Source organism: Streptomyces sp. NPDC002577 (assembly GCF_053594815.1).
In genome coordinates, this window is the sequence record NZ_JBSFWK010000025.1 from 65,442 (window position 1) to 87,726 (window position 22,285).

At 70.6% G+C, this 22,285-nt stretch carries 19 protein-coding genes; 9 read left to right on the plus strand and 10 right to left on the minus strand.

The annotated features are described in order from the left end of the window. Positions 1–34: 34 nt before the first annotated feature. The 5 genes from ACWD4J_RS27050 to galU form a co-directional block, all read right to left on the minus strand. Positions 35–670 (minus strand): GNAT family N-acetyltransferase, encoded by a 636-nt coding sequence (locus ACWD4J_RS27050; RefSeq protein ID WP_451398062.1) that lies wholly within the window; start codon positions 668–670, stop codon positions 35–37. Beyond that, positions 667–1,266, minus strand: a complete 600-nt coding sequence (locus tag ACWD4J_RS27055; RefSeq protein WP_451398021.1) for a MogA/MoaB family molybdenum cofactor biosynthesis protein — start codon at positions 1,264–1,266, stop codon at positions 667–669. The genes ACWD4J_RS27050 and ACWD4J_RS27055 overlap by 4 nt, the downstream gene beginning before the upstream one ends. Further along, the gene (gene moaC, locus ACWD4J_RS27060) at positions 1,263–1,787 is read right to left on the minus strand and encodes a cyclic pyranopterin monophosphate synthase MoaC (RefSeq protein WP_451398022.1); all 525 of its coding nucleotides are present in this window, start codon (positions 1,785–1,787) and stop codon (positions 1,263–1,265) included. The genes ACWD4J_RS27055 and moaC overlap by 4 nt, the downstream gene beginning before the upstream one ends. An 86-nt stretch (positions 1,788–1,873) precedes the next feature. Continuing rightward, complete coding sequence (glp, locus tag ACWD4J_RS27065; protein ID WP_451398023.1) at positions 1,874–3,202, minus strand: molybdotransferase-like divisome protein Glp; 1,329 nt, start codon at positions 3,200–3,202, stop codon at positions 1,874–1,876. Positions 3,203–3,206: 4 nt separating this feature from the next. After that, positions 3,207–4,130 (minus strand): UTP--glucose-1-phosphate uridylyltransferase GalU, encoded by a 924-nt coding sequence (gene galU / locus ACWD4J_RS27070; RefSeq protein WP_451398024.1) that lies wholly within the window; start codon positions 4,128–4,130, stop codon positions 3,207–3,209. 93 nt (positions 4,131–4,223) lie between these two features. Here galU and ACWD4J_RS27075 point away from each other — a divergent pair, with 93 nt between their 5' ends. Further along, the gene (locus ACWD4J_RS27075) at positions 4,224–4,838 is read left to right on the plus strand and encodes a 5-formyltetrahydrofolate cyclo-ligase (RefSeq protein ID WP_451398025.1); all 615 of its coding nucleotides are present in this window, start codon (positions 4,224–4,226) and stop codon (positions 4,836–4,838) included. A gap of 71 nt (positions 4,839–4,909) precedes the next feature. On the opposite strand, the gene ACWD4J_RS27080 is transcribed toward ACWD4J_RS27075, so the two are convergent. Next, complete coding sequence (locus ACWD4J_RS27080; RefSeq protein ID WP_451398026.1) at positions 4,910–7,678, minus strand: penicillin acylase family protein; 2,769 nt, start codon at positions 7,676–7,678, stop codon at positions 4,910–4,912. A gap of 267 nt (positions 7,679–7,945) precedes the next feature. Between ACWD4J_RS27080 and ACWD4J_RS27085 the strand changes: the two genes are divergently transcribed. The 6 genes from ACWD4J_RS27085 (at position 7,946) to mscL (ending at position 14,015) form a co-directional block, all read left to right on the plus strand. Beyond that, complete coding sequence (locus tag ACWD4J_RS27085; RefSeq protein WP_451398063.1) at positions 7,946–9,442, plus strand: potassium/proton antiporter; 1,497 nt, start codon at positions 7,946–7,948, stop codon at positions 9,440–9,442. A 278-nt stretch (positions 9,443–9,720) separates the two neighbouring features. Beyond that, positions 9,721–11,148, plus strand: coding sequence for an MFS transporter (locus ACWD4J_RS27090; protein ID WP_451398027.1), 1,428 nt, complete (start codon positions 9,721–9,723; stop codon positions 11,146–11,148). Between the two features lie 67 nt (positions 11,149–11,215). After that, positions 11,216–11,554, plus strand: a complete 339-nt coding sequence (locus tag ACWD4J_RS27095; protein ID WP_451398028.1) for an FmdB family zinc ribbon protein — start codon at positions 11,216–11,218, stop codon at positions 11,552–11,554. 85 nt (positions 11,555–11,639) lie between these two features. Continuing rightward, complete coding sequence (locus tag ACWD4J_RS27100; RefSeq protein ID WP_451398029.1) at positions 11,640–12,530, plus strand: S-methyl-5'-thioadenosine phosphorylase; 891 nt, start codon at positions 11,640–11,642, stop codon at positions 12,528–12,530. 261 nt (positions 12,531–12,791) lie between these two features. Then, positions 12,792–13,430, plus strand: coding sequence for a hypothetical protein (locus tag ACWD4J_RS27105; protein WP_451398064.1), 639 nt, complete (start codon positions 12,792–12,794; stop codon positions 13,428–13,430). Positions 13,431–13,511: 81 nt separating this feature from the next. Further along, complete coding sequence (gene mscL / locus ACWD4J_RS27110) at positions 13,512–14,015, plus strand: large conductance mechanosensitive channel protein MscL (RefSeq protein WP_451398030.1); 504 nt, start codon at positions 13,512–13,514, stop codon at positions 14,013–14,015. A 16-nt stretch (positions 14,016–14,031) separates the two neighbouring features. Here mscL and ACWD4J_RS27115 read toward each other — a convergent pair whose 3' ends face one another. The 3 genes from ACWD4J_RS27115 to pflB form a co-directional block, all read right to left on the minus strand. Further along, positions 14,032–14,214, minus strand: coding sequence for a hypothetical protein (locus ACWD4J_RS27115; RefSeq protein ID WP_451398031.1), 183 nt, complete (start codon positions 14,212–14,214; stop codon positions 14,032–14,034). A 31-nt stretch (positions 14,215–14,245) separates the two neighbouring features. Further along, complete coding sequence (pflA, locus tag ACWD4J_RS27120) at positions 14,246–15,076, minus strand: pyruvate formate-lyase-activating protein (RefSeq protein WP_451398032.1); 831 nt, start codon at positions 15,074–15,076, stop codon at positions 14,246–14,248. A gap of 84 nt (positions 15,077–15,160) precedes the next feature. Further along, entirely contained in the window at positions 15,161–17,404 is a 2,244-nt protein-coding gene (gene pflB / locus ACWD4J_RS27125; protein WP_451398065.1) for a formate C-acetyltransferase, read from the minus strand. Positions 17,405–17,630: 226 nt separating this feature from the next. On the opposite strand from pflB, the gene ACWD4J_RS27130 reads away from it, so the two are divergent. Together ACWD4J_RS27130 and ACWD4J_RS27135 are read left to right on the plus strand one after the other, a co-directional pair. Then, positions 17,631–18,665, plus strand: coding sequence for a P1 family peptidase (locus ACWD4J_RS27130; protein ID WP_451398033.1), 1,035 nt, complete (start codon positions 17,631–17,633; stop codon positions 18,663–18,665). A 139-nt stretch (positions 18,666–18,804) separates the two neighbouring features. Then, the gene (locus ACWD4J_RS27135; protein ID WP_451398034.1) at positions 18,805–19,569 is read left to right on the plus strand and encodes a DUF6227 family protein; all 765 of its coding nucleotides are present in this window, start codon (positions 18,805–18,807) and stop codon (positions 19,567–19,569) included. Between the two features lie 244 nt (positions 19,570–19,813). On the opposite strand, the gene ACWD4J_RS27140 is transcribed toward ACWD4J_RS27135, so the two are convergent. Continuing rightward, on the minus strand, positions 19,814–21,901 hold the full coding sequence (locus ACWD4J_RS27140; protein WP_451398035.1) for a PTS fructose transporter subunit IIABC: 2,088 nt from the start codon (positions 21,899–21,901) through the stop codon (positions 19,814–19,816). Between the last annotated feature and the right edge of the window lie 384 nt (positions 21,902–22,285).

Consider the following 22,285-nt stretch of genomic DNA (forward strand, 5'->3'; position numbering starts at 1 on the left):
ACACTTATTTTATTTCGTATCCGGTGAGCGACCCTCAGGCGGTGTTCTGCCCGCTGTTCCTGGAACGGGCCTGGTGCCAGCGTCGGAGCAGTCCCTCGGGCACTTCCTCGGCGGTGAGCGCGAAGACGAGATGATCACGCCAGGCACCGTCGATGTGAAGATACCGTGGGCGAAGCCCCTCCTCGCGGAATCCGAGTTTCTCCACGACCCTACGGCTGGGCCCGTTCTCGGGGCGAATGCAGACTTCGATGCGGTGCAGGCCGACCGTGCGGAAGCAGTGGTCGACGGCCAGCGCGACGGCCGTCGGCATCACCCCGCGGCCCGCGACCGCCTCGTCGACCCAGTAGCCGATATGGCCCGAGCACATCGAGCCCCACGTGATGCCGGCGACTGTCAACTGTCCGACGAGGTGGCCCTGGTACTCGATGACGAACGGCAGCATCCGGCCCGCATTGGCCTCGGCGCGCAGGTGGCGGACCATCTGACGGTAGGTCGGGCGATGTGTGACGGGGCCGCTGGGCGTGGGCGGCGGAATGGTCGCCTCCCAGGGCCGCAGCCAGTCGCGGTTGCGCCGGTTCACCTCGCGCCACGCCCGTTGGTCGCGCAGCTTTATGGGGCGGAGAGCGACGTCGCCGTCCCGGAGCTCGACGGGCCAGGATGGGCTGTTCAGCTCGCACCCCCTGGGGATACCTCCCAGGCCGTTGAGGCACTGGGGGAGGGTGTGGGGTGGTCGCCGCCGCGGATCTGGTCGACGGCGTGCGCCAGGAGGGGCTCGAGGACGGCGAGTCCGTCCCGGACGCCGCCGGTGGAGCCGGGCAGGTTGACGATCAGCGTCCGCCCGCCGACCCCGGCAAGACCCCGGGAGAGCACCGCCGTGGGCACCTTCACCTGTCCGAACGAGCGAATGGCCTCAGGAATGCCCGGCACCTCGTAGTCGATGACGCGCCGGGTGGCCTCCGGCGTGCGGTCGGTGGGCGAGATGCCGGTTCCGCCGGTGGTGAGGATGACGTCGTACCCGGCAGCGACCCCCGCCCGCAGCGCCTGCTCGACGGGGTCGCCGTCGGGGACCACCTGCGGGCCGTCGACGGTGAAACCGAGCGCGGTCAGCGCCTCGGCGATCAGGGGCCCGCCCCTGTCGGCGTAGACCCCGGCGGCCGCGCGGTTCGACGCGGTGACCACGAGAGCGCGACGCGGTGCCGGCGCATCGCCGTGCGCGTGCGCAGCCGAGGGTGAGTGCTGGTGCTGGTGCGAGCCGGCGGCACTCATACCGCGCCTCCCGTCCGGGTCCAGTCCCCCGACTTCCCGCCCGTCTTCTCCTCCACCCGTACGTCCGTGATGACGGCCCCCTTGTCCACGGCCTTGACCATGTCGATCACCGTGAGCGCCGCAACGGTGACGGCGGTGAGGGCCTCCATCTCGACGCCCGTGCGGTCCGTCGTCTTCACCGTGGCCGTGATCTCGACGGCGTCGTCGGCGACCGACAGATCGACCTTCACGCCCGAGACGGCCAGGGGGTGGCACAGCGGGATCAGATCCGGGGTGCGCTTGGCACCCATGATCCCCGCGATACGGGCGGTCGCGAGGGCATCGCCCTTGGGGACCCCCTCGCCGCGCAGCAGCTCCACCACGCGGGGCGCGACCAGAACACGGCCGCTGGCACGGGCGGTGCGCGCCGTCACGTCCTTCCCGGACACGTCGACCATGCGGGCGGCGCCCGCGTCGTCGATGTGCGTCAGCCGTTCCGGCTCAGGCGGTCCGGGGGTCTCCCCCCGGGAAAACACGGTCATTCGCTGTCGCGCTCCTGATCAGGGCCGACGCCGTGCGCGCGGGCCTGGTGTGCGCGACAGGTTACCCCCGCCCGACTGGCCGATGCTCAAGCAAGCAGGACCACTTCGACCTCCGCGCCCGATTCGACCGAAGTGGTGTCCTCCGGGACGACGATCAGTGCGTCCGCGTGCGCCAGGGCGGCGATGAGATGCGACCCGGCGCCGCCGACGGGTGTGACGGTGCCCGCGCCCGCGTCGTACCGCCCGCGCAGGAACTGGCGCCGGGCGGCGGGCGAGGAGAGCGCCTTGCCGGCCTCCAGGATCGCCCGCACGGTCGGCCGGTGGACGTCCGTGAGGCCCATCAGAGTGCGGATCGCGGGGCGTACGAACAGCTCGAAGGAGACGTACGACGAGACGGGGTTGCCGGGCAGGGCGAGCAGCGGGGTGTGGTCGGGGCCGATGGAGCCGAAGCCCTGGGGCTTTCCGGGCTGCATGGCGAGCTTGCGGAACTCGATGCCGCTGCCGGCCTCGTCCTCGTCGCCGACGTAGGACAGGGCCTCCTTGACGACGTCGTACGCGCCGACGCTGACGCCGCCCGTGGTGACGATCAGGTCCGCGCGGATCAGCTGGTCCTCGATGGTGGCGCGCAGGGTGTCGGCGTCGTCCGCCACGGCGCCGACGCGGTAGGCGATCGCTCCGGCGTCGCGGGCGGCCGCGGTGAGCGCGAAGCTGTTGGAGTCGTAGATCTGGCCGTCGTCCAACTGCTCGCCGGGCTGGACGAGTTCGCTGCCGGTGGACAGGACGACGACGCGCGGGCGCGGGCGTACCCGGACGGTGCCGCGGCCGATGGCGGCGAGCAGGGCGATCTGCGGCGGGCCGAGGACCGTGCCGGCCTCCAGCGCGCGCTCCCCGGCCTTCACGTCGCTGCCCTTCGCGCGCACGTGCGCGCGTGCCTCGGCCGGGCGGTACACATGGACCCGGCCGTAGGCGCCCTCCGGGGCCGCACTGTGGGCGCGCATCCCGGAGACGGGGCCCTCGCCCAGCCCGCCGTCGGTCCACTCGACGGGGACCACGGCCTCGGCGCCGGGCGGCAGCGGGGCGCCGGTCATGATGCGGGCGGCCTGCCCGGGCCCGACCGCGGGCTGCGCGGCCTGGCCCGCGGCGACGTCGCCGACGACCGTCAGCACGGCGGGGAACTCCTCGCTCGCGCCCGACACATCGGCGACCCGGACCGCGTACCCGTCCATCGAGCTGTTGTCGAAGGGCGGCAGGGACACCGGCACCGTGACGTCCTCGACGAGGACGCAGCCCTGGGCGTCGAGCAGGTTCAGCTCGATGGGCTCCAAGGGCCGGACGGTTTCGAGGATGTCCTCCAGGTGCTCGGTCACCGACCAGATGTGGTCCTGGCCGGTGACGCGGGTCGCGGCGTTGCTCAAATTGCTACATCTCCTCGGTGACGTAACGGCGAAGCCAGGACCGGAACTCCGGGCCCAGGTCTTCACGTTCGCACGCGAGTCTGACAATGGCACGCAGGTAGTCGCCACGATCGCCGGTGTCATAGCGGCGGCCCTTGAAGACCACGCCGTGCACGGGGCCGCCGGTCCCGCCGCCGTCGGTGTCCCGGTGCTCCTCGGCGAGCTTCTGCAGCGCGTCGGTGATCTGGATCTCGCCGCCGCGGCCCGGCTCGGTCCTGCGGAGTATGTCGAAGATGTGCGGGTCCAGAACGTAGCGTCCGATGATCGCGTAGTTGCTGGGCGCGTCCGCCTCGTCGGGCTTCTCGACCAGGCCGGTGACCTCGACGACATCGCTGTCCTCGGTGGGCTCCACGGCCGCGCAGCCGTAGAGGTGGATCTGGGCCGGGTCGACCTCCATGAGCGCGATCACGCTGCCGCCGCGCTGCTCCTGGACCTCGATCATGCGCGCAAGCAGAGGGTCGCGCGGGTCGATCAGGTCGTCGCCGAGGAGGACGGCGAAGGGCTCGTGGCCGACGTGGGGTGCGGCACAGAGGATGGCGTGACCGAGACCCTTGGGGTCGCCCTGGCGTACGTAGTGCATCGTCGCGAGGTCGCTGGACTCCTGGACCTTCGCGAGCCGGTCCGCGTCGCCCTTCTTCTGCAGGGCGGATTCCAGCTCGTAGTTGCGGTCGAAGTGGTCCTCGAGGGGGCGCTTGTTGCGGCCCGTGATCATGAGGACGTCGTCGAGGCCGGCGGACACGGCCTCCTCGACCACGTACTGGATCGCCGGCTTGTCGACGACCGGCAGCATCTCCTTGGGAGTGGCCTTGGTCGCCGGGAGGAACCGGGTGCCGAGGCCTGCTGCGGGGATGACAGCCTTGCTGATCCTGGGATGCGACGACTCAGTCATACCGGCAACCCTATCCGGTGCCATTGTGCGGAATCTGTGGATCCGGTTAATTCGCTCTCATATGAGCCACTTGTGAGGAGTTGTGAGAACGCCATGAATCACGCCAGGAGCGGCACCGAGCCTGACAAGCGAATGTTGCGGCGGGGATTCGTCACGGTGAGAAGCGGGTTGACAGCGGATGACCTGCGCGAGGCGGCAGCGGCTCTCGCGGGCCGGGCACTGGAGTTGCCCGAGCTCGCCGGGGCCCGCACTGTCGCGGCCTACGTCTCGGTGGGCAGCGAGCCGGGCACGCGCGCGTTGCTGGACGCACTCCACGCACGCGGGGTGCGCGTCCTGCTGCCGGTGCTGCTGGCCGACAACGACCTCGACTGGGCGGTGTACGAGGGTGAGGGCTCGCTCGTCGGTGTCCGACACCCGGGGAAGATCGAACTGCTGGAGCCGGCGGGCGCGCGGCTCGGCCCGGACGCCGTCCTGGAAGCGGACGCCGTCCTGCTGCCGGGGCTCGCCGTGGACGCGCGTGGGATGCGGCTGGGACGCGGCGGCGGCTCGTACGACCGGGTGCTCGCGCGCCTGGAGCGGGCGGGCGTGGATCCGGCGCTGGTGGTGCTGCTGTACGACAGCGAGGTCGTCGACCACGTCCCCGAGGAGCCGCACGACCGGCCGGTGCGCGCAGTGGTGACACCTTCGGGGGTACGCCGCTTCCGCTGACCCCGGCCCCTCGGCACTCGAAGTAGCCCCGCACGCACGCGTGCGGGGCTACTTCGGTGAGAGCCGGACCGTCAAGGCCGCAGCACCAGGGTGTCCTGCGTGGCGGCGTCGACCGCCTTCTCGGAGTAGGCCCACGTCAGGAGTTCACCGTCGGCCCACTTGTCGGTCTGGTCGGTGTAGTGCGCGCTGTAGGCGTGCCCCGAAGCGCCGGTGAGGTTGATCCACTTGGACTTGTCGAGGTCCGCGAGGTTCACCACCATCCGCATCGACGGCACCCAGATCACTCCGTAACCGCCCGCCGCGTTCCAGCCGGTCGCGTCGACCGCCGCCTCGCCGCCGCTGAGCTTCCACGGGCCGCGGTTCAGCACGTACTGCAGGAAGCTCGGGCCGTCGGTGCCGAGCGTCTGGTTCTTCAGGAACAGCCGGTGCAGGCGGCCCCAGCTCCAGGTGTCGATGTCCTTGCCGAGCTTGGCGGTCAGCTCCCAGCGGGCGTCCTGCAGGGCCCGCGCGAACAGCTCGTCGCGGTTCGTGGCCGCCGGCTCGGTCCGCGTCTTCGGCGCCGTCCACCAGTCGTTGTCCTCGTCCTCGAGGATCTTGCGGACCACCTCGTACCAGCGGTCGCCGCCGTCGGGCTGCGCCGAGTCCGCGTCGCGCTCACCGCACTCGCGCACCTTGCGCTCCTCGTCGACCGGGCCGGTGTTGCCCGCCGGCTCGACGCTCAGGCACTGGCCCTCGACGCGCAGCTCCTTGGGGAGCTTGTTGCCGAAGGCGAGCTTGAGGATGTTGCGCCAGACCGCGTTGAAGTACGCGGCCGCCGCCGAGTCCGAGTCCTGGGTGTAGTCCCAGCCCTCCAGCAGCTTCTGCGCCTCGCGGACGTACGGATCGGAGACGTCGATCTTGAGCAGCTTGGGCACGAGCAGCCTGGCGATCTCGCTGCTGTCGTCCGTCTGCATCTGGCGCATGTCCTCGGTCGAGATCTTGCCGCCGTTCTTGATCTTCGACTCGATGAGGTCGGTGATCCGCTGGCTGCGCGTGCCGTAGCCCCAGTCCGTCGTGAGCGTGTACGGGTACTTGTCCGGGTTTATGACGGCCTGGTTGGCGGTCACGATGTAGCCGCGCTCCGGGTTGTACTCGTACGGCAGGGCCGACGGCGGGATGTAACCCGTCCAGCGGTACTTGGAGTCCCAGCCCGGCGCGGGCAGCGAACCGTCGTATCCGCCGCCGCGCGTCGGGATCTTCCCGGGCGCCTGGTAGCCGATGTTGCCCGCGGTGTCCGCGTAGATCAGGTTCTGCGAGGGCACCTCGAAGTCGGCGGCGGCCTTGCGGAACTGGGTCCAGTTCTCCGCCTTGTTCAGCTCGAAGACGGCGTCCATGGAGTTGCCGGGCTCCAGCGCGGTCCAGCGCAGGGAGACGCCGTAGCCGTCGCCGCGGTCGGGCGCCGCCGCGTCGACGGTGGCCTTCTGGCCGACCTTGACCAGCTCGTTGTCACGGTCGGACAGCAGCGGGCCGTTGTTGGTCTCCCGGACGGTGATCGTCTTGCTCTTGCCGCCCGCGACCTTGATGGTCTCCTTGCGGGTCGTGAAGGGCAGCACCTTGCCGTCGTACTGGTAGCCGTCGCCGGCGAACTTCTCCAGGTAGAGGTCGGTGACGTCCGCGCCCAGGTTGGTCATGCCCCACGCGATGTCCTGGTTGTGGCCGATGACCACGCCGGGCATGCCGGAGAACGTGTAGCCGGAGACGTCGTACTGGCAGGTGGCGGAGACGCTCCGGCAGTGCAGGCCCATCTGGTACCAGACCGACGGCAGCTGGGGCGCCAGGTGGGGGTCGTTGGCGAGCAGCGGCTTGCCGGTGATGGTGTGGGCGCCGGAGACCACCCAGGAGTTGGACCCGATGCCGTTGCCGTTCGGCCCGAAGACCGAGGGCACCTCGTCCAGAACGTCGGAGACCGCCGACAGCTGGCTCTGCAGACCCGACGGCGCGGCGGTGTTGCCCGCGAGGCCCGTGCCGGCAGCGGTGGCGGACTGGGTCTGCGTCTGCGTGCTCGTCGAGCTCGCCGGCCCGTACGTCTTGGTGGCGGCGTCGTACGCGCCCGACTGCACGATCGGCTCGTTGCGGGAGTACGGGTAGTCGGGGTACAGGTCCTTGATCTGGGACGGGCCGAGGCGGCTGGTCATCAGGGAGCGGTCGATCTCGTCCTGCATGTTGCCGCGCAGGTCCCAGGCCATCGCCTTGAGCCAGGCCACCGAGTCGACCGGCGACCACTTCTCCGGCTTGTAGTCGTTGGTGAAGCCGAGCGCCGCGTACTCGACGGAGAGGCTCTTGCCGTCCTTGCCCGCGAGGAAGGCGTTGACGCCCTTGGCGTACGCCTGGAGGTACTTCTTGGTCGCCGCCGAGAGCTTGGTGTCGTACTCCTGCTGCGCCACCCGCCGCCAGCCGAGGGTGCGCAGGAATTCGTCGGTCTTGATCTGGCTCTTGCCGAACATCTCCGACAGCCGGCCGGAGGTCATGTGACGGCGTACGTCCATCTCCCAGAACCGGTCCTGCGCCTGCACATAGCCCTGGGCCATGAAGAGGTCCGCGTCGGACGAGGCGTAGATCTGCGGGATCCCGTAGCTGTCGCGCTTCACGTCGACCGGTCCGGAGAGCCCGTCGAGCTTGATCGATCCCTTGGTCTGCGGGAGAGAGGCACGCACCGTACTGACGCTCCAGTACGCGCCGCCACTCACGCCCGCGATGACGGCCAGAACCAGGACGATCACGATCAATCGGGCGCGGCGCCCCTTCTTCCTGCCGGACTTGCCGGACTCCTGACCGGAAGAGGCGGTGTGATTCGAGGGCATCGCTGTCCTTGCTGTCCTTCGCGAGCGGCAGAACGGGCTGTGCAGATGTGTGAGCGCTGGAGCAACCATAGGCGCAGGACACTTCCGCTCTGGACGCAAGGTCAGGAAGCGGCGGCAGTCCGCTGTCGACATACGTTCGAAGTGCACCTTCGAAGCGTCAAGAAAGCGTCAACGATTAGGTAAGGTAACGAAGTAATCCGGCTTCTCGCGCAAGGCGCCCGCTGCCGGTACAAGAGCACACAGCTCCATCAGGGGAAGGAACGGCCGCTGACTGTCCACCACCTCAACCAGCTCCTGCTCGTCTGCTCGCTCGTTCTGCTCATCGCCGTGGCAGCGGTCCGCATCTCCTCGCGCAGCGGACTCCCCAGCCTGCTCATCTACCTGGGGATAGGCATCGCCATGGGGCAGGACGGCATCGGCCATGTCTCCTTCAGCAACGCCCAGCTCACCCAGGTGATCGGCTACGCCGCGCTCGTCGTGATCCTCGCGGAAGGCGGCCTGGGCACGAAGTGGAAGGAGATCAAACCGGCGCTTCCGGCAGCTGCGGCGCTGGCGACCGTCGGCGTCGCCGTGAGCGTCGGCGTCACCGCGGCGGGTGCGCACTACCTGATCGGGCTGGAATGGCGGCAGTCGCTCATCATCGGCGCGGTGGTGTCGTCGACCGACGCGGCAGCGGTGTTCTCGGTGCTGCGGCGAGTGCCCCTGCCCGCGCGCCTGACGGGCACGCTCGAGGCCGAGTCGGGCTTCAACGACGCCCCTGTGGTGATCCTCGTCGTGGCGTTCTCCACGGCCGGCCCGGTGGAGCACTGGTACATGCTCGTGGGCGAGATCGCGCTGGAGCTGGCGATCGGTGCGGCGATCGGGCTCGCGATGGGCTGGCTCGGCGCCTTCGGCCTGCGCCACGTGGCGCTGCCCGCCTCCGGCCTCTACCCGATCGCGGTCATGGCGATCGCCGTCAGCGCCTACGCGGCCGGAGCGCTCGCGCACGGCAGCGGCTTCCTCGCCGTGTACCTCGCCGCGATGGTCCTCGGCAACGCGCGGCTGCCGCACTGGCCCGCCACGCGCGGCTTCGCCGAGGGAGTCGGCTGGATCGCCCAGATCGGCATGTTCGTCCTGCTCGGCCTGCTCGTCACGCCGCACGACCTGCAGGACGACATCTGGCCCGCCGTCGTCATCGGCCTGGTCCTGACCATGGTGGCGCGGCCGCTGTCGGTGGTGTTCAGCCTGCTGCCGTTCCGGGTGCCGTGGCGGGAGAAGGCCCTCATGTCGTGGGCCGGGCTGCGCGGCGCCGTGCCCATCATCCTCGCCACCATCCCGATGGTGCACGACGTCGAGAACAGCCGCCGGATCTTCAACATCGTCTTCGTACTCGTCGTCGTCTACACCCTCGTCCAGGGGCCGACGCTGCCCTGGCTGGCCCGGAAGATGCGCCTCGCCGAGACCGCCGAGGCCTCCGATCTGGGCATCGAGTCCGCGCCCCTGGAGCGCCTCGGCGGGCATCTGCTGTCCGTGGCGATCCCCAGGGGATCCAAGATGCACGGCGTCGAGGTCAGCGAACTGCGGCTGCCTGCGGGCGCCGCGGTCACGCTCGTGGTCCGCGAAGGGAAGTCGTTCGTGCCGCTTCCGACGACAGTGCTGCGGCGCGGCGACGAACTGCTCGTGGTGGCCACCGATCCGGTACGGGACGCCGCCGAGGCGCGTCTGCGCGCTGTCGGGCAGGGGGGCAAGCTGGCCGGCTGGCTGGGGACGGGCCGGGGCGCGTGAGCCGCGCCGATCGAAACCGACCGGCAAGGCAATCGCAGGTGAACGGACTGCGACCGCTCTGATTCGCAGGTTGATCGTGGAGTCCGGCCCTGTAACATGAGGCGATCTGATCGGACCAACTCTGCCTGACGCAGAGCTGGCGCGACCGTATGGCGGCCGCGGCGCCCCCGCAGGGGACCGCCCGGTATCTACCGCAGTCCAGCGCAAGAGGACAGCTCTCGGCGCCCCCGAGCCCAGTCAAAGGGGTCGCGCTACCAGGCGGCAGAAAGGCACGGGCCGTGGCATCCACGGTCACCTCGAAGTCATCCCGCCCTGCCCGCCCTGGGGCATCTCACCCCGGGTCCTCCCGCCCGGGTTACGGACAACTGCTGCGCACGCGCGGCGCCTGGACGTTCCTGCTCCCCGGGTTCGCCGCGCGCCAGCCGTTCGCGATGCTGACCGTCTCCATCGTGCTGCTGGTGCAGCACACCACCGGCTCCTACGGTGCCGCGGGCGCCGTCGCCGCCGTCACGGGCGTCTCGATGGCGCTGTGCGCGCCCCTGACCGGCACCTGTGCCGACCGGTTCGGACAGCGCGCCGTGCTGCTGCCCGGCGTCCTGGTGCACTCGGCGGCCGCGCTGACGCTGACGGTGCTGGCGTTGTCGCATGCACCCCTGTGGGCACTGTTCGCGGCCGCCGTGCCGACCGGCGCCTCCGTACCGCAGATCGGGCCGATGGTGCGGGCCCGCTGGGGCGTCGCCCTGCGGGACACGCCACCGCTGCTGACGACGGCCGCCGCGTTCGAGTCCGTCACGGACGAGCTGACGTTCGTCCTCGGCCCACTGCTCGCGACCGCGCTGTGCACGGCCGTGGACCCGGCGGCCGGGCTGGTGACCGAGGCGGTGCTGACGCTGGGCGGTGGGCTGCTTTTCGCGGCACAGGCGGGACGGACGGGACTGACGGGACTGACGTCACAGGCGGGCCAGACGGGGGCGCAGCGGCGGCCGTCGCGCGGCACGCCTCCGCGGTCGTCCGGCGATGTGCGTGACGACGGGTACGGGGAGCCGTCCGGTGTCGTGCGTGACGGGCACGCGCGCGTGGAGCGCGTTTCCGCCCTCGGGGTGCCCGGCGTGCGAGTGCTGGCCGTGGCCTTCCTGGGCATCGGCTCCGTCTTCGGCGGCATGCAGGTCTCGCTGGCCGCGTTCACCCGGTCGATCGGCGAGCCGGGGCTGAACGGCGTCCTCTACGGCGTCTTCGCCGCGGGCAACATGCTCTCCGGCATCGTCTGCGGAGCGATCGCCTGGAAGGCGGCCCCTCACCGGCGGCTCGTCGTCGGGTACGCGGCACTGGCGCTGGCGGCCTCCGGACTGTGGACGGCGCACTCCGTGCTGCTGCTGGCCGGTCTCGGGCTGCTCGTCGGCGCGTGCATAGCCCCTTCGCTGATCACCGGTTACACACTCGTCGACCGTCTGGTGGCACCCACCGCGCGTACCGAGGCCTTCACCTGGCTGTCGGGCGCGGTGGCGCTGGGGCAGGCGGCGGCGGTCACGCTCGCCGGGCAGCTCGAGGACCGTCTCTGGGACCGTGCCGGGTTCCTGGTCCCGCTGGCCGGGACGGCGCTGGCCCTGGCGACCGTCGTAGCGCTGCGTGCACGGCTCGTGCCGCCGTCCAAGGGGCGGACGGTGGCGCGTGGCGTCGGTCACCGCGTGCCGCTCACAGTGGACTGATCCCCGGGAATACGTCACTATGGACCGTCGTTAGCACTCATCGAGTGAGAGTGCCAGGAGGAAGCAAGTGCCGACCTATCAGTACCAGTGCACCGAGTGCGGCGAGGGCCTCGAGGCGGTGCAGAAGTTCACGGACGACGCCCTGACCGTGTGCCCCAACTGCGACGGCCGCCTGAAGAAGGTGTTCTCCGCGGTCGGCATCGTCTTCAAGGGGTCGGGCTTCTACCGCAACGACAGCCGCGGCTCGTCCTCGAGCAGCTCGCCTGCCTCGTCGACGAAGTCGTCGGACTCCAAGACCTCGTCCTCGGACTCCACGTCCTCCACCAGCTCGTCCGGCGCTTCGAGCACTGCGGGATCTTCCAGCTCCACCGGTTCCGCCGGCTCCTCCAGCTCTTCGGCTGCGTAAGGCCGCCATGGCCGCCGCGTAGGGCCCTGCCGTTTTTCGACGGCGGGGCCTTCGGCGTTTGCGGGCCCCGGCTACTGTGCTGACCATGGCGACCCTGGCGAACAAGGCAGACGCGGAGATCACGGGCGGGGCGGGCACGATGCCGACCGCGGAGATCGGCGTCATCGGCGGTTCCGGCTTCTACTCCTTCCTCGACGACGTGACCGAGGTGCAGGTCGACACCCCTTACGGGGCGCCGAGCGACTCGCTCTTCGTCGGCGTACTGGCCGGCCGGCGGGTCGCCTTCCTCCCCCGCCACGGCCGCAGCCACCACCTTCCACCGCACCGGATCAACTACCGCGCGAACATGTGGGCGCTGCGCTCCCTGGGCGTGCGCCAAGTGCTGGGACCGTGCGCGGTGGGCGGGCTGCGGGCGGAGTACGGGCCCGGCACTCTGCTGATCCCGGACCAGTTCGTGGACCGCACGAAGGGGCGTGTGCAGACGTACTTCGACGGGCTTCCGCTGCCCGGCGGAGGCCCCGTGCCGAACGTGGTGCACGTCTCGCTGGCCGACCCGTACTGCCCAGTCGGCCGCAAGATCGCGGTGAAGGCGGCGCGCGGGCAGGACTGGGAGCCGGTGGACGGCGGCACGCTCGTGGTGGTCGAGGGGCCCCGTTTCTCGACCCGCGCCGAGTCGCTGTGGCACGCGGCGCAGGGCTGGTCGGTGGTGGGCATGACGGGCCATCCCGAGGCCGCACTGGCCCGTGAGCTGGAGCTCTGCTACACGTCGCTGACCCTGGTCACCGACCTCGATGCGGGTGCCGAGACGGGCGAGGGCGTCTCGCACGAGGACGTGCTCGAGGTCTTCGCCGCCAATGTGGACAGGCTGCGGACGGTGCTCTTCGACGCGGTGGCCGACCTGCCGGCGAACGAGGAGCGGGACTGCCTGTGCACGCGGGCGCTGGGCGGCATGGATCCGGGCATCGCGCTGCCGTAGGTTCGCGGCCGCTTGAGCGGGGCTGGGTCGCGGCCGCTCGTGCGGGCTGGGGCGGAACTTCACGTTCGGGTGTGGGAGTTGTCCACAACCGGCCGGTAGTCCACGGGGTTCAGCGGGCCTCGGTGCGGAGCTGCATCGTGGATGCGCAAGCCGAACTCCTCACCGCAGGTGGTGGTCACCGTGTCGCAGTTCCTCTCCCAGCTCTCGTCTCCGCGCTCCGCGTCCCCGTCTCCGCACCACCCGTCCCCGTCTCCGCGCTACATGTCTCCGTCTCCTCGTCACGCAACGCTTTCGCGTCCTACGTCGGAGTCCTTCACGCAGCCGCAGCCGGCTCCGGCCACACAGACGCACGCGCAGCCGCATCGTCCGCCGGGCGGGGACGCTCCGCCGACGTGCGAGGTCCCGCACTTCTCGCCGGTACGGGTGCGCGGCGGGCGACACCGTCTGGGCCGACTCGTACGGCACAGACGGCGTGCCGTGGCGGTGGGTCTCGCCGTGACGGCGGCGGCGCTCGTGGCGACGGGCCCGCGTGACATGCAGAGGGCTCAGGCGGACCCCGTGCAGGCCCACCCGGCACCCGGGCCCCGGAAGGAGCGGCGGGCCGTGGAGTTGGTGGCGGCGCCCGTGCGCATCGCGGACGCTGCGACGGTGCGGCTGCTGCGCCCGGGCGACCGCGTCGACGTCGTCGCGGCGGACGGCGTCGCGACGGGCGGAGCGGCGACGGCCGGAGGGATGCCGCGCGTGGTGGCGCGGGGTGCACGGGTGACGAAGGTCCCCGAGGCCGCACAGGACAGCACGGCGGAGAGCGGGGCCCTCATCGTGCTCTCCGTGCCACGGACCACGGCAGCGCTGCTGGCGGGGGCAGGGGCGACGTCACGGCTGGCGGTGACATTGTGCTGACCTCACCGGGAGAACCTCAGTGGACAAGCCGGGCCTCTTCTGCCGTAGGTTGCGGAGCTGTTTGCTCCACAAGCTGCAGATATGAAGAAAGGCCTCGCGGTGAGCGTGAAGAAGACGCCCAGCGTCTGGGAGGGCTTCAAGACCTTCCTGATGCGCGGCAATGTGATCGACCTGGCGGTCGCGGTGGTCATCGGCACCGCGTTCACCAACATCGTGAACTCGCTGGTGAAGGGCATCATCAACCCGGTGGTCGGCGCGTTCGGGACGAAGGATCTCGACAAGTACAGCTCGTGTCTGCAGGCGCCGTGCAAGTTCAACGAGAAGACCGGCACGGTCGTGAAGGGCATCCCCATCATGTGGGGCTCGGTGCTCAGTGCGACGCTCAGCTTCCTGATCACCGCCGCGGTGGTCTACTTCCTGATGGTGCTGCCCATGGCGAAGTACCTGGCGAAGATGGCGGAGCGGAAGGCCGCCAGGGAGGGCGTCCAGGAGAAGATCGAGGTGACCGAGCTGGAACTACTGAGGGAGATCCGGGACGCGCTGGTGGCGCAGCGCGGTTCCGAGGACACTGCGCGGCAGCGGTAGCGGCGGCTCGGCGGCTTCAGAGGTGGTGGGGCGGCTTCTCGTCCAGGAAGCGCGCGAGGTCGGCGGCGCTGTCGCCGGTGGATGCCGGCCCCTCGCCCCACCCCCGGTCGGTGTCGTCGGAGGACTGCTGCGTCAGCGGGTCGTCGAAGACCAGCGCGTCCTTCGGATCGCGCGGTTCGGGGCCGGGGGCAATGCTCATGCATCCAGGGTACGTCCGGGCGGGAAAGGCCTCAGACGGCCCTGAGCCCGTGGGCCTCGAAGATCTGCCTGGCCGCGGCCACCTGCTCCGGGGCCGGGGACGGGGTGTCATGCAGGGGGAAGGCCCTGCCGAGTTCCCGCCACTTGCTCTCGCCCAGTTTGTGGAAGGGCAGCACATCGACCCGGGAGACATTGCCGAGCGAGGCCGCGAACGCGGCGACGCCCTCGATGTTCGCCGGGTCGTCGGTCAGGCCGGGGACCAGGACGAAGCGGACCCAGACGTCCTTGCCGAGCCGGGCGAGGCGGCGGCCGAAGTCGAGCGTCGGCTCCAGCGGACGGCCGGTGACCTTCTTGTACGTCTCGCGGTCCCAGGACTTGATGTCGAGCAGCACGAGGTCGACGTCGCGCAGCAGGGAGTCCGTGGCACGGGTGCCGAGGAACCCGGAGGTGTCGAGCGCGGTGTGCAGACCCAGTTCGTGCTTGAAGCGGTGCAGCAGCTCGCCCGCGAAGACGGGCTGCAGCAGGGGCTCGCCGCCGCTGAGGGTGGCACCGCCGCCTGCGGCCGCGATGAACGAGGTGTACTTGGCGGTTTCGGCGATCATGTCGTCGGCGGACGTGCGCCTGCCGTCGCGGATCCGCCAGGTGTCGGGGTTCTGGCAGTACAGGCACGTCAGTGGGCATCCGGAGAGGAAGGTCACGAAGCGTGTGCCGGGGCCGTCGACTCCCGTCGACAGGTCCCAGGAGTGGACGGAACCCTCGACAGGCCGACGGGTTGCGGCGGCGGCCGGTGTGGTGGCCGCCGAAGTGTCGGGCTGTGCCGGGTTCTGACCGAGCGCCGGGTTCTGACCGAGCAGCAGAGACATGGTGGTACTCCCGAATTGCCGAAGCCGGGGCCACGGCCGGCCGGTGCACGGCCGGCCGTGGCTTTGCAGCGAGGGACTGTGGGCTTACAGCGAGCCGTGAAAGGTGCGGTTGATGACGTCGAGCTGCTGCTCACGCGTCAGGCGGACGAAGTTCACGGCATAGCCGGAGACACGGATGGTCAACTGCGGGTGCTTCTCGGGGTGTTCCATGGCGTCCTCGAGCGTCGCCTTGTCGAGCACGTTGACGTTCATGTGGAAGCCGCCGCTCGCCATGAAACCGTCCAGTACACCGGACAGATTGGCGATCCGCTCCTGAGGGGTACGGCCGAGGGCGTCCGGCGTGACGCTGTTGGTCAGCGAGATGCCGTCCTCGGCGTCGTCGTACGACAGCTTGGCGACCGACAGGGCGGAGGCGATGTAGCCGTGCGCGTCGCGGCCGTTCATCGGGTTGGCGCCCGGGGCGAACGGGGTGCCGGCGCGGCGCCCGTCGGGGGTGTTGCCGGTCTTCTTGCCGTAGACCACGTTCGAGGTGATGGTCAGTACCGACTGGGTGTGCACCGCGTCGCGGTAGGTGGGGTGCTTGCGCACCTTCTCCATGAAGTCGTGGACGATCTGCTGGGCCAGCGAGTCGGCGCGGTCGTCGTTGTTGCCGTACGCGGGATAGCCGCCCTCGGTCTCGTAGTCGACGACCAGGCCCGTCTCGTCGCGGATGACCCTCACGCGTGCGTGCTTGATGGCCGAGAGCGAGTCGGCGGCCACGGACAGGCCCGCGATGCCGCAGGCCATGGTGCGCAGGATCTCCTGGTCGTGCAGGGCCATCTCGATGCGCTCGTAGGCGTGCTTGTCGTGCATGTAGTGGATGACGTTGAGCGCGTGGACGTACGTCTTGGCCAGCCAGTCGAGCATCGCGTCGTACCTGCGGGCGACGTCCTCGTAGTCCAGGTAGTCACCGGTGACCGGCTCGAAGCCCTCGACGACGGTCTTGCCGTTCACTTCGTCGCGGCCGCCGTTGATCGCGTAGAGCAGTGCCTTGGCGACGTTGACGCGCGCGCCGAAGAACTGCATCTGCTTGCCCATGGCCATGGCGGAGACGCAGCAGGCGATGGCCGTGTCGTCGCCGTACTTGGGGCGCATCAGCTCGTCGGACTCGAACTGCAGGGCGCTGGTGTCGATGGCGACCTGGGAGGCGAACTCCTTGAAGGCCTCGGGCAGTCGCCGGGACCAGAGGACCGTGAGGTTCGGCTCCGGGGCGGGGCCGAGGTTGTAGAGCGTCTGCAGGGCGCGGAAGGTGGTGCGGGAGACGAGCGGGCGGCCGTCCTCACCGATGCCCGCCATGGTCCAGGTGACCCAGGTGGGGTCGCCGGAGTAGAGCTCGTTGTACTCGGGGGTGCGCAGGAAGCGGACGATGCGCAGCTTGATGACGAAGTCGTCGATGAGCTCCTGCGCCCGGGACTCGGTGAGCAGACCGCGCTCGATGTCGCGCTGCAGATAGATGTCGAGGAACGTGTCGATGCGGCCGATCGACATGGCCGCGCCGTTCTGCTCCTTCACGGCCGCCAGATAGGCGAAGTACAGCCACTGGACGGCCTCGCGGCCGGTGGCCGCCGGACGGGAGATGTCGTAGCCGTAGGACCGGGCCATCGCCTTGAGCTCGCCCAGCGCCTTGATCTGTTCGGCGATCTCCTCGCGGTCACGGATGACGTGCTCGGTGGGCCACTGGGCGTTCAGCTGCTCCTTGTCGGCCTGCTTGGCCTCGATGAGCCGGTCGACGCCGTAGAGGGCGACCCGGCGGTAGTCGCCGATGATGCGGCCGCGGCCATAGGCGTCCGGCAGTCCGGTGATGATCCCGGCGGAGCGGCAGGCCCGGATCTCCGGGGTGTAGGCGTCGAAGACACCATCGTTGTGGGTCTTGCGCAGATGGGTGTAGATGTCCTTGACCGCGGGGTCCGGCTCATAGCCGTAGGCGCTCAGGGCGGTCTCGACCATGCGCCAGCCGCCCGCCGGCATGATCGCGCGCTTGAGCGGGGCGTCTGTCTGGAGACCGACGACGAGGTCGAGGTCGGGATCGACATAGCCGGGCGCGAAGGCGTCGATCCGGGACGGGGTGTGCACGTCCACGTCGTGGATGCCGCGCTCCCTCTCGGCCGGGAACATCGACAGGAGCCTCTCCCACACCTGCGTGGTCCGCTCGGTGGGCCCGGCCAGGAAGGAGCCGTCGCCCTCGTACGGCGTGTAGTTCTGCTGGACGAAGTCGCGGGCGTCGATGGCGTCACGCCACAGACCGCCCTTGAAGCCGTCCCAGGCTCCGCTGCGGTGTGCCTGCTCCATCTGTTCCGCAGGAGTGCCAGTCGTCGTCGTGCTCACGTCCGAGTCCCTTCGTCGCGTCCTGTCCATTGCACGCCTGGCGCAGCCGTGAGGGGCGATGCGTTGGTCCTCGATCTGCGGGACGAAGGTCCTTCCTTCGGCCGGTGCCGGGGTTCGCCCTCGCTGTATGGCCCGGGCTCATGGGCATACGGTCTCCGATGGGGCCGGACGACGGGCAGGAGACGCAGACATGACGGTTGACGCGCTGAGTGATGTGTCCGGACTGCGCGTGGGGCACGCCACCCGCGCCGGGGACGGCTGGCTCACCGGCACCACGGTCGTGCTCGCGCCGGAGGGCGGGGCGATCGCGGCCGTGGATGTGCGCGGCGGCGGCCCCGGCACCAAGGAGACGGACGCGCTCGACCCGCGCAATCTGGTGCAGCGCGTCGAGGCCGTCGTCCTCACCGGAGGCAGCGCATACGGACTGGACTCGGCGTCCGGGGTGATGGCCTGGCTGGAGGAGCGGCGGCGAGGCGTACGGGTCGGTGCGGACCCTTCGCACGTCGTGCCGGTCGTGCCGGCCGCGTGCGTCTTCGACCTGGGCCGGGGCGGTGACTTCCGGGCCAGGCCGGACGCGTCGACGGGCCGCGCCGCTGTGGAGGCCGCGGCACGCACGGAGCTGGGCGCGCCGGTGCAGGAGGGCGGTGTGGGCGCCGGTACGGGGGCGGTGGTCGGCGGCATCAAGGGCGGGGTCGGCACGGCGAGCATCCGGCTCGACTCGGGGGTGACGGTCGCCGCGCTGGTGGTGGCCAATGCCGCGGGCTCGGCAGTCGATCCGCTGACGGGCGTGCTGTACGGCCAGTTCTTCGAGGGGCGCCTGGCGTATCCCTCGGACGAGGTCCACGAGGCGGCGCGGCTCCGGCTGGCGGAGTGCGTCGCGAAGAACCAGAAGAACGGTCCGGCACCGCTGAACACCACGCTCGCGGTCGTGGCCACCGACGCCGGGCTGACGCGCGCGCAGGCGCAGAAGCTCGCGGGGACGGCGCACGACGGCATCGCACGCGCTGTGCGCCCGGTCCATCTCCTCAACGACGGCGACACCGTCTTCGCCCTGGCGACCGGCAACCACCCGCTCACGGCCGGAAATCCCCTTGCGCTGAACGAGATCCTCGCGGCCGGTGCGGACATGGTGACCCGTGCCATCGTGCGGGCGGTCCTGTCGGCCGAATCCGTGGACGGGCCGGGCGGCAGCTACCCGTCGTACCGCGAGCTGTACGGGAGTTGAGGAAGCCGCGCCGACACCACCGGGGGGCGGGAACTCCGGGGACAGGCCGTGCGTTTTTCCGGTTTGCAGGACATGATGTCGGGCCAAGGGGCTACGGTATGCACCCACTGGGTGACATGCAGCGATGCCGGGAGAATCCTTGAGCGTTCCGTACGACTCAGCCGCGTACGAACCAGTCGAGCCGCCCGAGTCTCCGGAGGAGCAGCTCGAGCGTCTGCTCGGGCGTGCCCTGAACTCCTTCGAGCTGCCCGACGAGACGCTGTGCAGGCTCGACTGCGCCCTCGCGTACGACACTTCGCTGTACTCGGCACACCACAGCGCGGGCCGGCACCGCGAGACGTACCGCCACACGTGGCTGCTCGCGGACGGCTCGGCGGTCACCCTCTGGGAACTCGTGCACAACACGGGTCCGGACGGCCGCACGCAGTACGAGCTCTACGCGGACGAGGAGGAGCTCCGCGAGGCGACCGCGCGGCTGCCGCTGCCACCGGACGCGCCGGACTTCGAGCTGCCCGTGACCGTGCATCTGCCGCCCGTGCCGCACCTGCCCCTGCACGTGTACGAGCCGGGTGACTCCGCGGACCACGCCCGCCGGCTGCTCCGGCGCGCCGAGAACCCGGACCGGCCGGGTGCCGACACCGCGCACCTGCTGCACAGGGCGTGCGCCCACCAGATCACGCAGGCCTTCGGCCGCCCGTGCCCGACGGGCGGCGGGTCGGGAGCCGGCTTCGCCCTGTACGAGCATGCGTTCCTGCTGCGCGACGGCCTCGAGATCAGCCTGTGGGAGGTCGAGCACACGGCGACACCGGACGGCCGGCACATGTGCGAGGTCTACTCCACGGAGGCATCGGCCCGAGAGGCGATGGACCGACGGGCGGCAGCGATCTCAGGCGGCGCACCTTAGCCCGACCGTTGTGGGCAGTCGTTCCTGACCGTGACCGTTGTGGGCAGTCGTTCCTGACCGTTGTGGGCAATCGTTCCGCAGGGCGATGGGGGTCCCCCGCTCGAGCGAAGCCGAGAGTGGGGGAGGGTGGGCACAACCCACGACGTACGGCGCGCTTTGCATGTACAGCACGTAACAGCGGCGGGGGCACCCCGGACGGAATTCCAGGGTGCCCCCACCGACACATCAAGCCCGCCGCAAGGCGTTACGCCGCCACCGGCGTCTTCGCCTCGGCGGCAGCCGCCCCGGCCGCCGCCGCGGGGGCCGCGGCGCCGGACACCTTGCGAGCCCCCTTCAGCACCACGACCAGCGCAGTGGACACGCACACACCCGCGGCGATGGCGATCAGGTACAGCAGCGGCTGCCCGATCAGCGGGACCACGAAGATGCCACCGTGCGGAGCGCGCAGCGTGCACCCGAAGGCCATCGACAGGGCACCGGTGACCGCGCCGCCCACCATCGAGGCGGGGATGACCCGCAGCGGGTCGGCCGCGGCGAACGGGATCGCGCCCTCCGAGATGAAGGAGGCACCGAGGATCCAGGCCGCCTTGCCGTTCTCACGTTCGGCCTTGGTGAAGAGCTTCCCGCGCACCGTGGTGGCGAGCGCCATCGCCAGCGGCGGGACCATGCCGGCCGCCATGACCGCGGCCATCACCTTGAGCGAGCCCTCGGTCGGGTTGGCGAGGCCGCCGACCGCGAAGGCGTACGCGACCTTGTTCACCGGGCCGCCGAGGTCGAAGCACATCATCAGGCCGAGGATGACGCCGAGGATGATGGCGTTGGCGCCGCTCAGGCCCTTCAGCCAGTCGGTCAGCGCGCTCTGCAGCTCGGCGATGGGCTTGCCGATGACCAGGAACATCAGGAAGCCGACGACGATCGACGAGATCAGCGGGATCACGACCACCGGCATGATGCCGCGCAGCGGTGCGGGGATCCTGACCCGCTGGATGCTCATCACGACCGCGCCCGCGATCAGACCGGCGGCGAGGCCGCCGAGGAAGCCCGCGTTGATCGTGACCGCGACGGAGCCGCCGACGAAGCCGGGGACGAGACCCGGGCGGTCGGCCATGCCGTAGGCGATGTAGCCGGCGAGGACCGGGATCAGGAAGCTGAAGGCAAGGCCGCCGATCTGGAACATCAGGGCGGCCCAGCTGCTGTGGTCGGTCCAGACGAAGTGTTCGGCGACGGACGGCGCCTTGTTGATCGAGTAGCCGCCGATCGCGAAGCCGAGGGCTATGAGCAGGCCGCCCGCGGCGACGAACGGAACCATGTAGCTGACGCCCGACATCAGCCACTTGCGCAGCTTGGTGCCGTAGCCGTCGCCGGCCTCGCCTGCGCTCTCGACCGGGCTGGCGGGCGCGCCCGCGGACGTCGTCTCGCCCCGGGCGGCCTTCTCGCGTACCTCGGTGATGAGGTCGGCGGCGCGGTTGATGCCGGCCTTGACGCCCACGTCGACGGTCGGCTTACCGGCGAAGCGTTCCTTCTCGCGTACGGGAACGTCGTGCGCGAAGATCACGCCGTCGGCCGCGGCGATGACGGCCGGGTCGAGCCGGGTGAATCCGGCCGATCCCTGGGTCTCGACGGCGACCTCGACGCCCGCGTCGCGTCCCGCGTTCTCCAGCGACTCGGCGGCCATGTAGGTGTGCGCGATGCCGGTCGGGCAGGAGGTGACCGCGACGATACGGAAAGGCCGCGGCGCGTCGGCGTCCGTGGCGCCCGGCCCCGGGGCCGCACCGTCCTCGACGGGGGCACCCGGTGCCGGGGCCGTGCGGTCCGCGCCGGCCTCGGAGGCCGCCGAGGCGACCGGCGCGGAGTCCTGGGCGCTCTGTGTCCCGGCGGCAGCCGCCGGAGCCTCGTCCCCGCGGATCAGGGCCGCGGCAGCGGCGGCGTCGCCGACACCCCGGAGCGCGGACGTGAAGTCGGCGTCCATGAGCTGGCGGGCCAGCGACGACAGGATCGTCAGATGAGCGTCGTCCGCGCCGGCCGGGGCCGCGATCAGGAAGATCAGGTCGGCGGGGCCGTCGGGGGCGCCGAAGTCGATGCCCTGGGCGCTGCGTCCGAAGGCCAGCGTGGGCTCGGTGACGTGTTCGCTTCGGCAGTGCGGGATGCCGATGCCGCCGTCGAGGCCGGTCGGCATCTGCGCCTCGCGGGCCGCGACGTCGGCGAGGAAGCCTTCGAGGTCGGTCACGCGGCCTCGGGCCGCCATCCGCTCGGCGAGGGCACGGGCCGCCGCCTCTTTGGTGTCGGCGGACAGGTCGAGGTCGACCAGGTCCGCGGTGATCATGTCGCTCATCGCGGGCTCCTTTGCGCGCGTATCGCCTTGCGGGCGAGGGTGGGGACGGGGAGCGGAGAAGAGAGGGGAAGAGGAGCGGGGACGGGGGCCATGGGGAGAGAGCGGTGGCCCCCGCGCCTCGCGGACGGCCACGGGCGGACGGCCGGCACCATGGCCGACCGCGACGCGTTCCGTGGCCTGCGTACCGCCGGAATCGGGGACGGGCGGTACGCCGACTGGAAGCCGGTCGCCGACGGGGAGCGGGCCTCCGGGGAGGGCCTGCCCGCGGGGTTCAGGCGAGCCGGGGGGCAGCGGCGACCCACTGGACGTAGGTGATATTTCGGGCATGCCGCCGACGAGTGGACCACATGGAGCGGTCGGACCGCCAGGTCCAGGCGGACCGCA

Coding starts and splice junctions, on each gene's coding strand:
- ACWD4J_RS27055 (WP_451398021.1), bottom strand. CDS start 1,266: ATGAGTGCCGCCGGCTCGCACCAGCACCAGCACTCACCCTCGGCTGCG.
- moaC (WP_451398022.1), bottom strand. CDS start 1,787: ATGACCGTGTTTTCCCGGGGGGAGACCCCCGGACCGCCTGAGCCGGAA.
- galU (WP_451398024.1), bottom strand. CDS start 4,130: ATGACTGAGTCGTCGCATCCCAGGATCAGCAAGGCTGTCATCCCCGCA.
- ACWD4J_RS27075 (WP_451398025.1), top strand. CDS start 4,224: ATGAATCACGCCAGGAGCGGCACCGAGCCTGACAAGCGAATGTTGCGG.
- ACWD4J_RS27080 (WP_451398026.1), bottom strand. CDS start 7,678: ATGCCCTCGAATCACACCGCCTCTTCCGGTCAGGAGTCCGGCAAGTCC.
- ACWD4J_RS27100 (WP_451398029.1), top strand. CDS start 11,640: ATGGCGACCCTGGCGAACAAGGCAGACGCGGAGATCACGGGCGGGGCG.
- ACWD4J_RS27105 (WP_451398064.1), top strand. CDS start 12,792: ATGTCTCCGTCTCCTCGTCACGCAACGCTTTCGCGTCCTACGTCGGAG.
- mscL (WP_451398030.1), top strand. CDS start 13,512: ATGAAGAAAGGCCTCGCGGTGAGCGTGAAGAAGACGCCCAGCGTCTGG.
- ACWD4J_RS27115 (WP_451398031.1), bottom strand. CDS start 14,214: ATGAGCATTGCCCCCGGCCCCGAACCGCGCGATCCGAAGGACGCGCTG.
- pflA (WP_451398032.1), bottom strand. CDS start 15,076: ATGTCTCTGCTGCTCGGTCAGAACCCGGCGCTCGGTCAGAACCCGGCA.
- pflB (WP_451398065.1), bottom strand. CDS start 17,404: ATGGAGCAGGCACACCGCAGCGGAGCCTGGGACGGCTTCAAGGGCGGT.
- ACWD4J_RS27130 (WP_451398033.1), top strand. CDS start 17,631: ATGACGGTTGACGCGCTGAGTGATGTGTCCGGACTGCGCGTGGGGCAC.
- ACWD4J_RS27140 (WP_451398035.1), bottom strand. CDS start 21,901: ATGAGCGACATGATCACCGCGGACCTGGTCGACCTCGACCTGTCCGCC.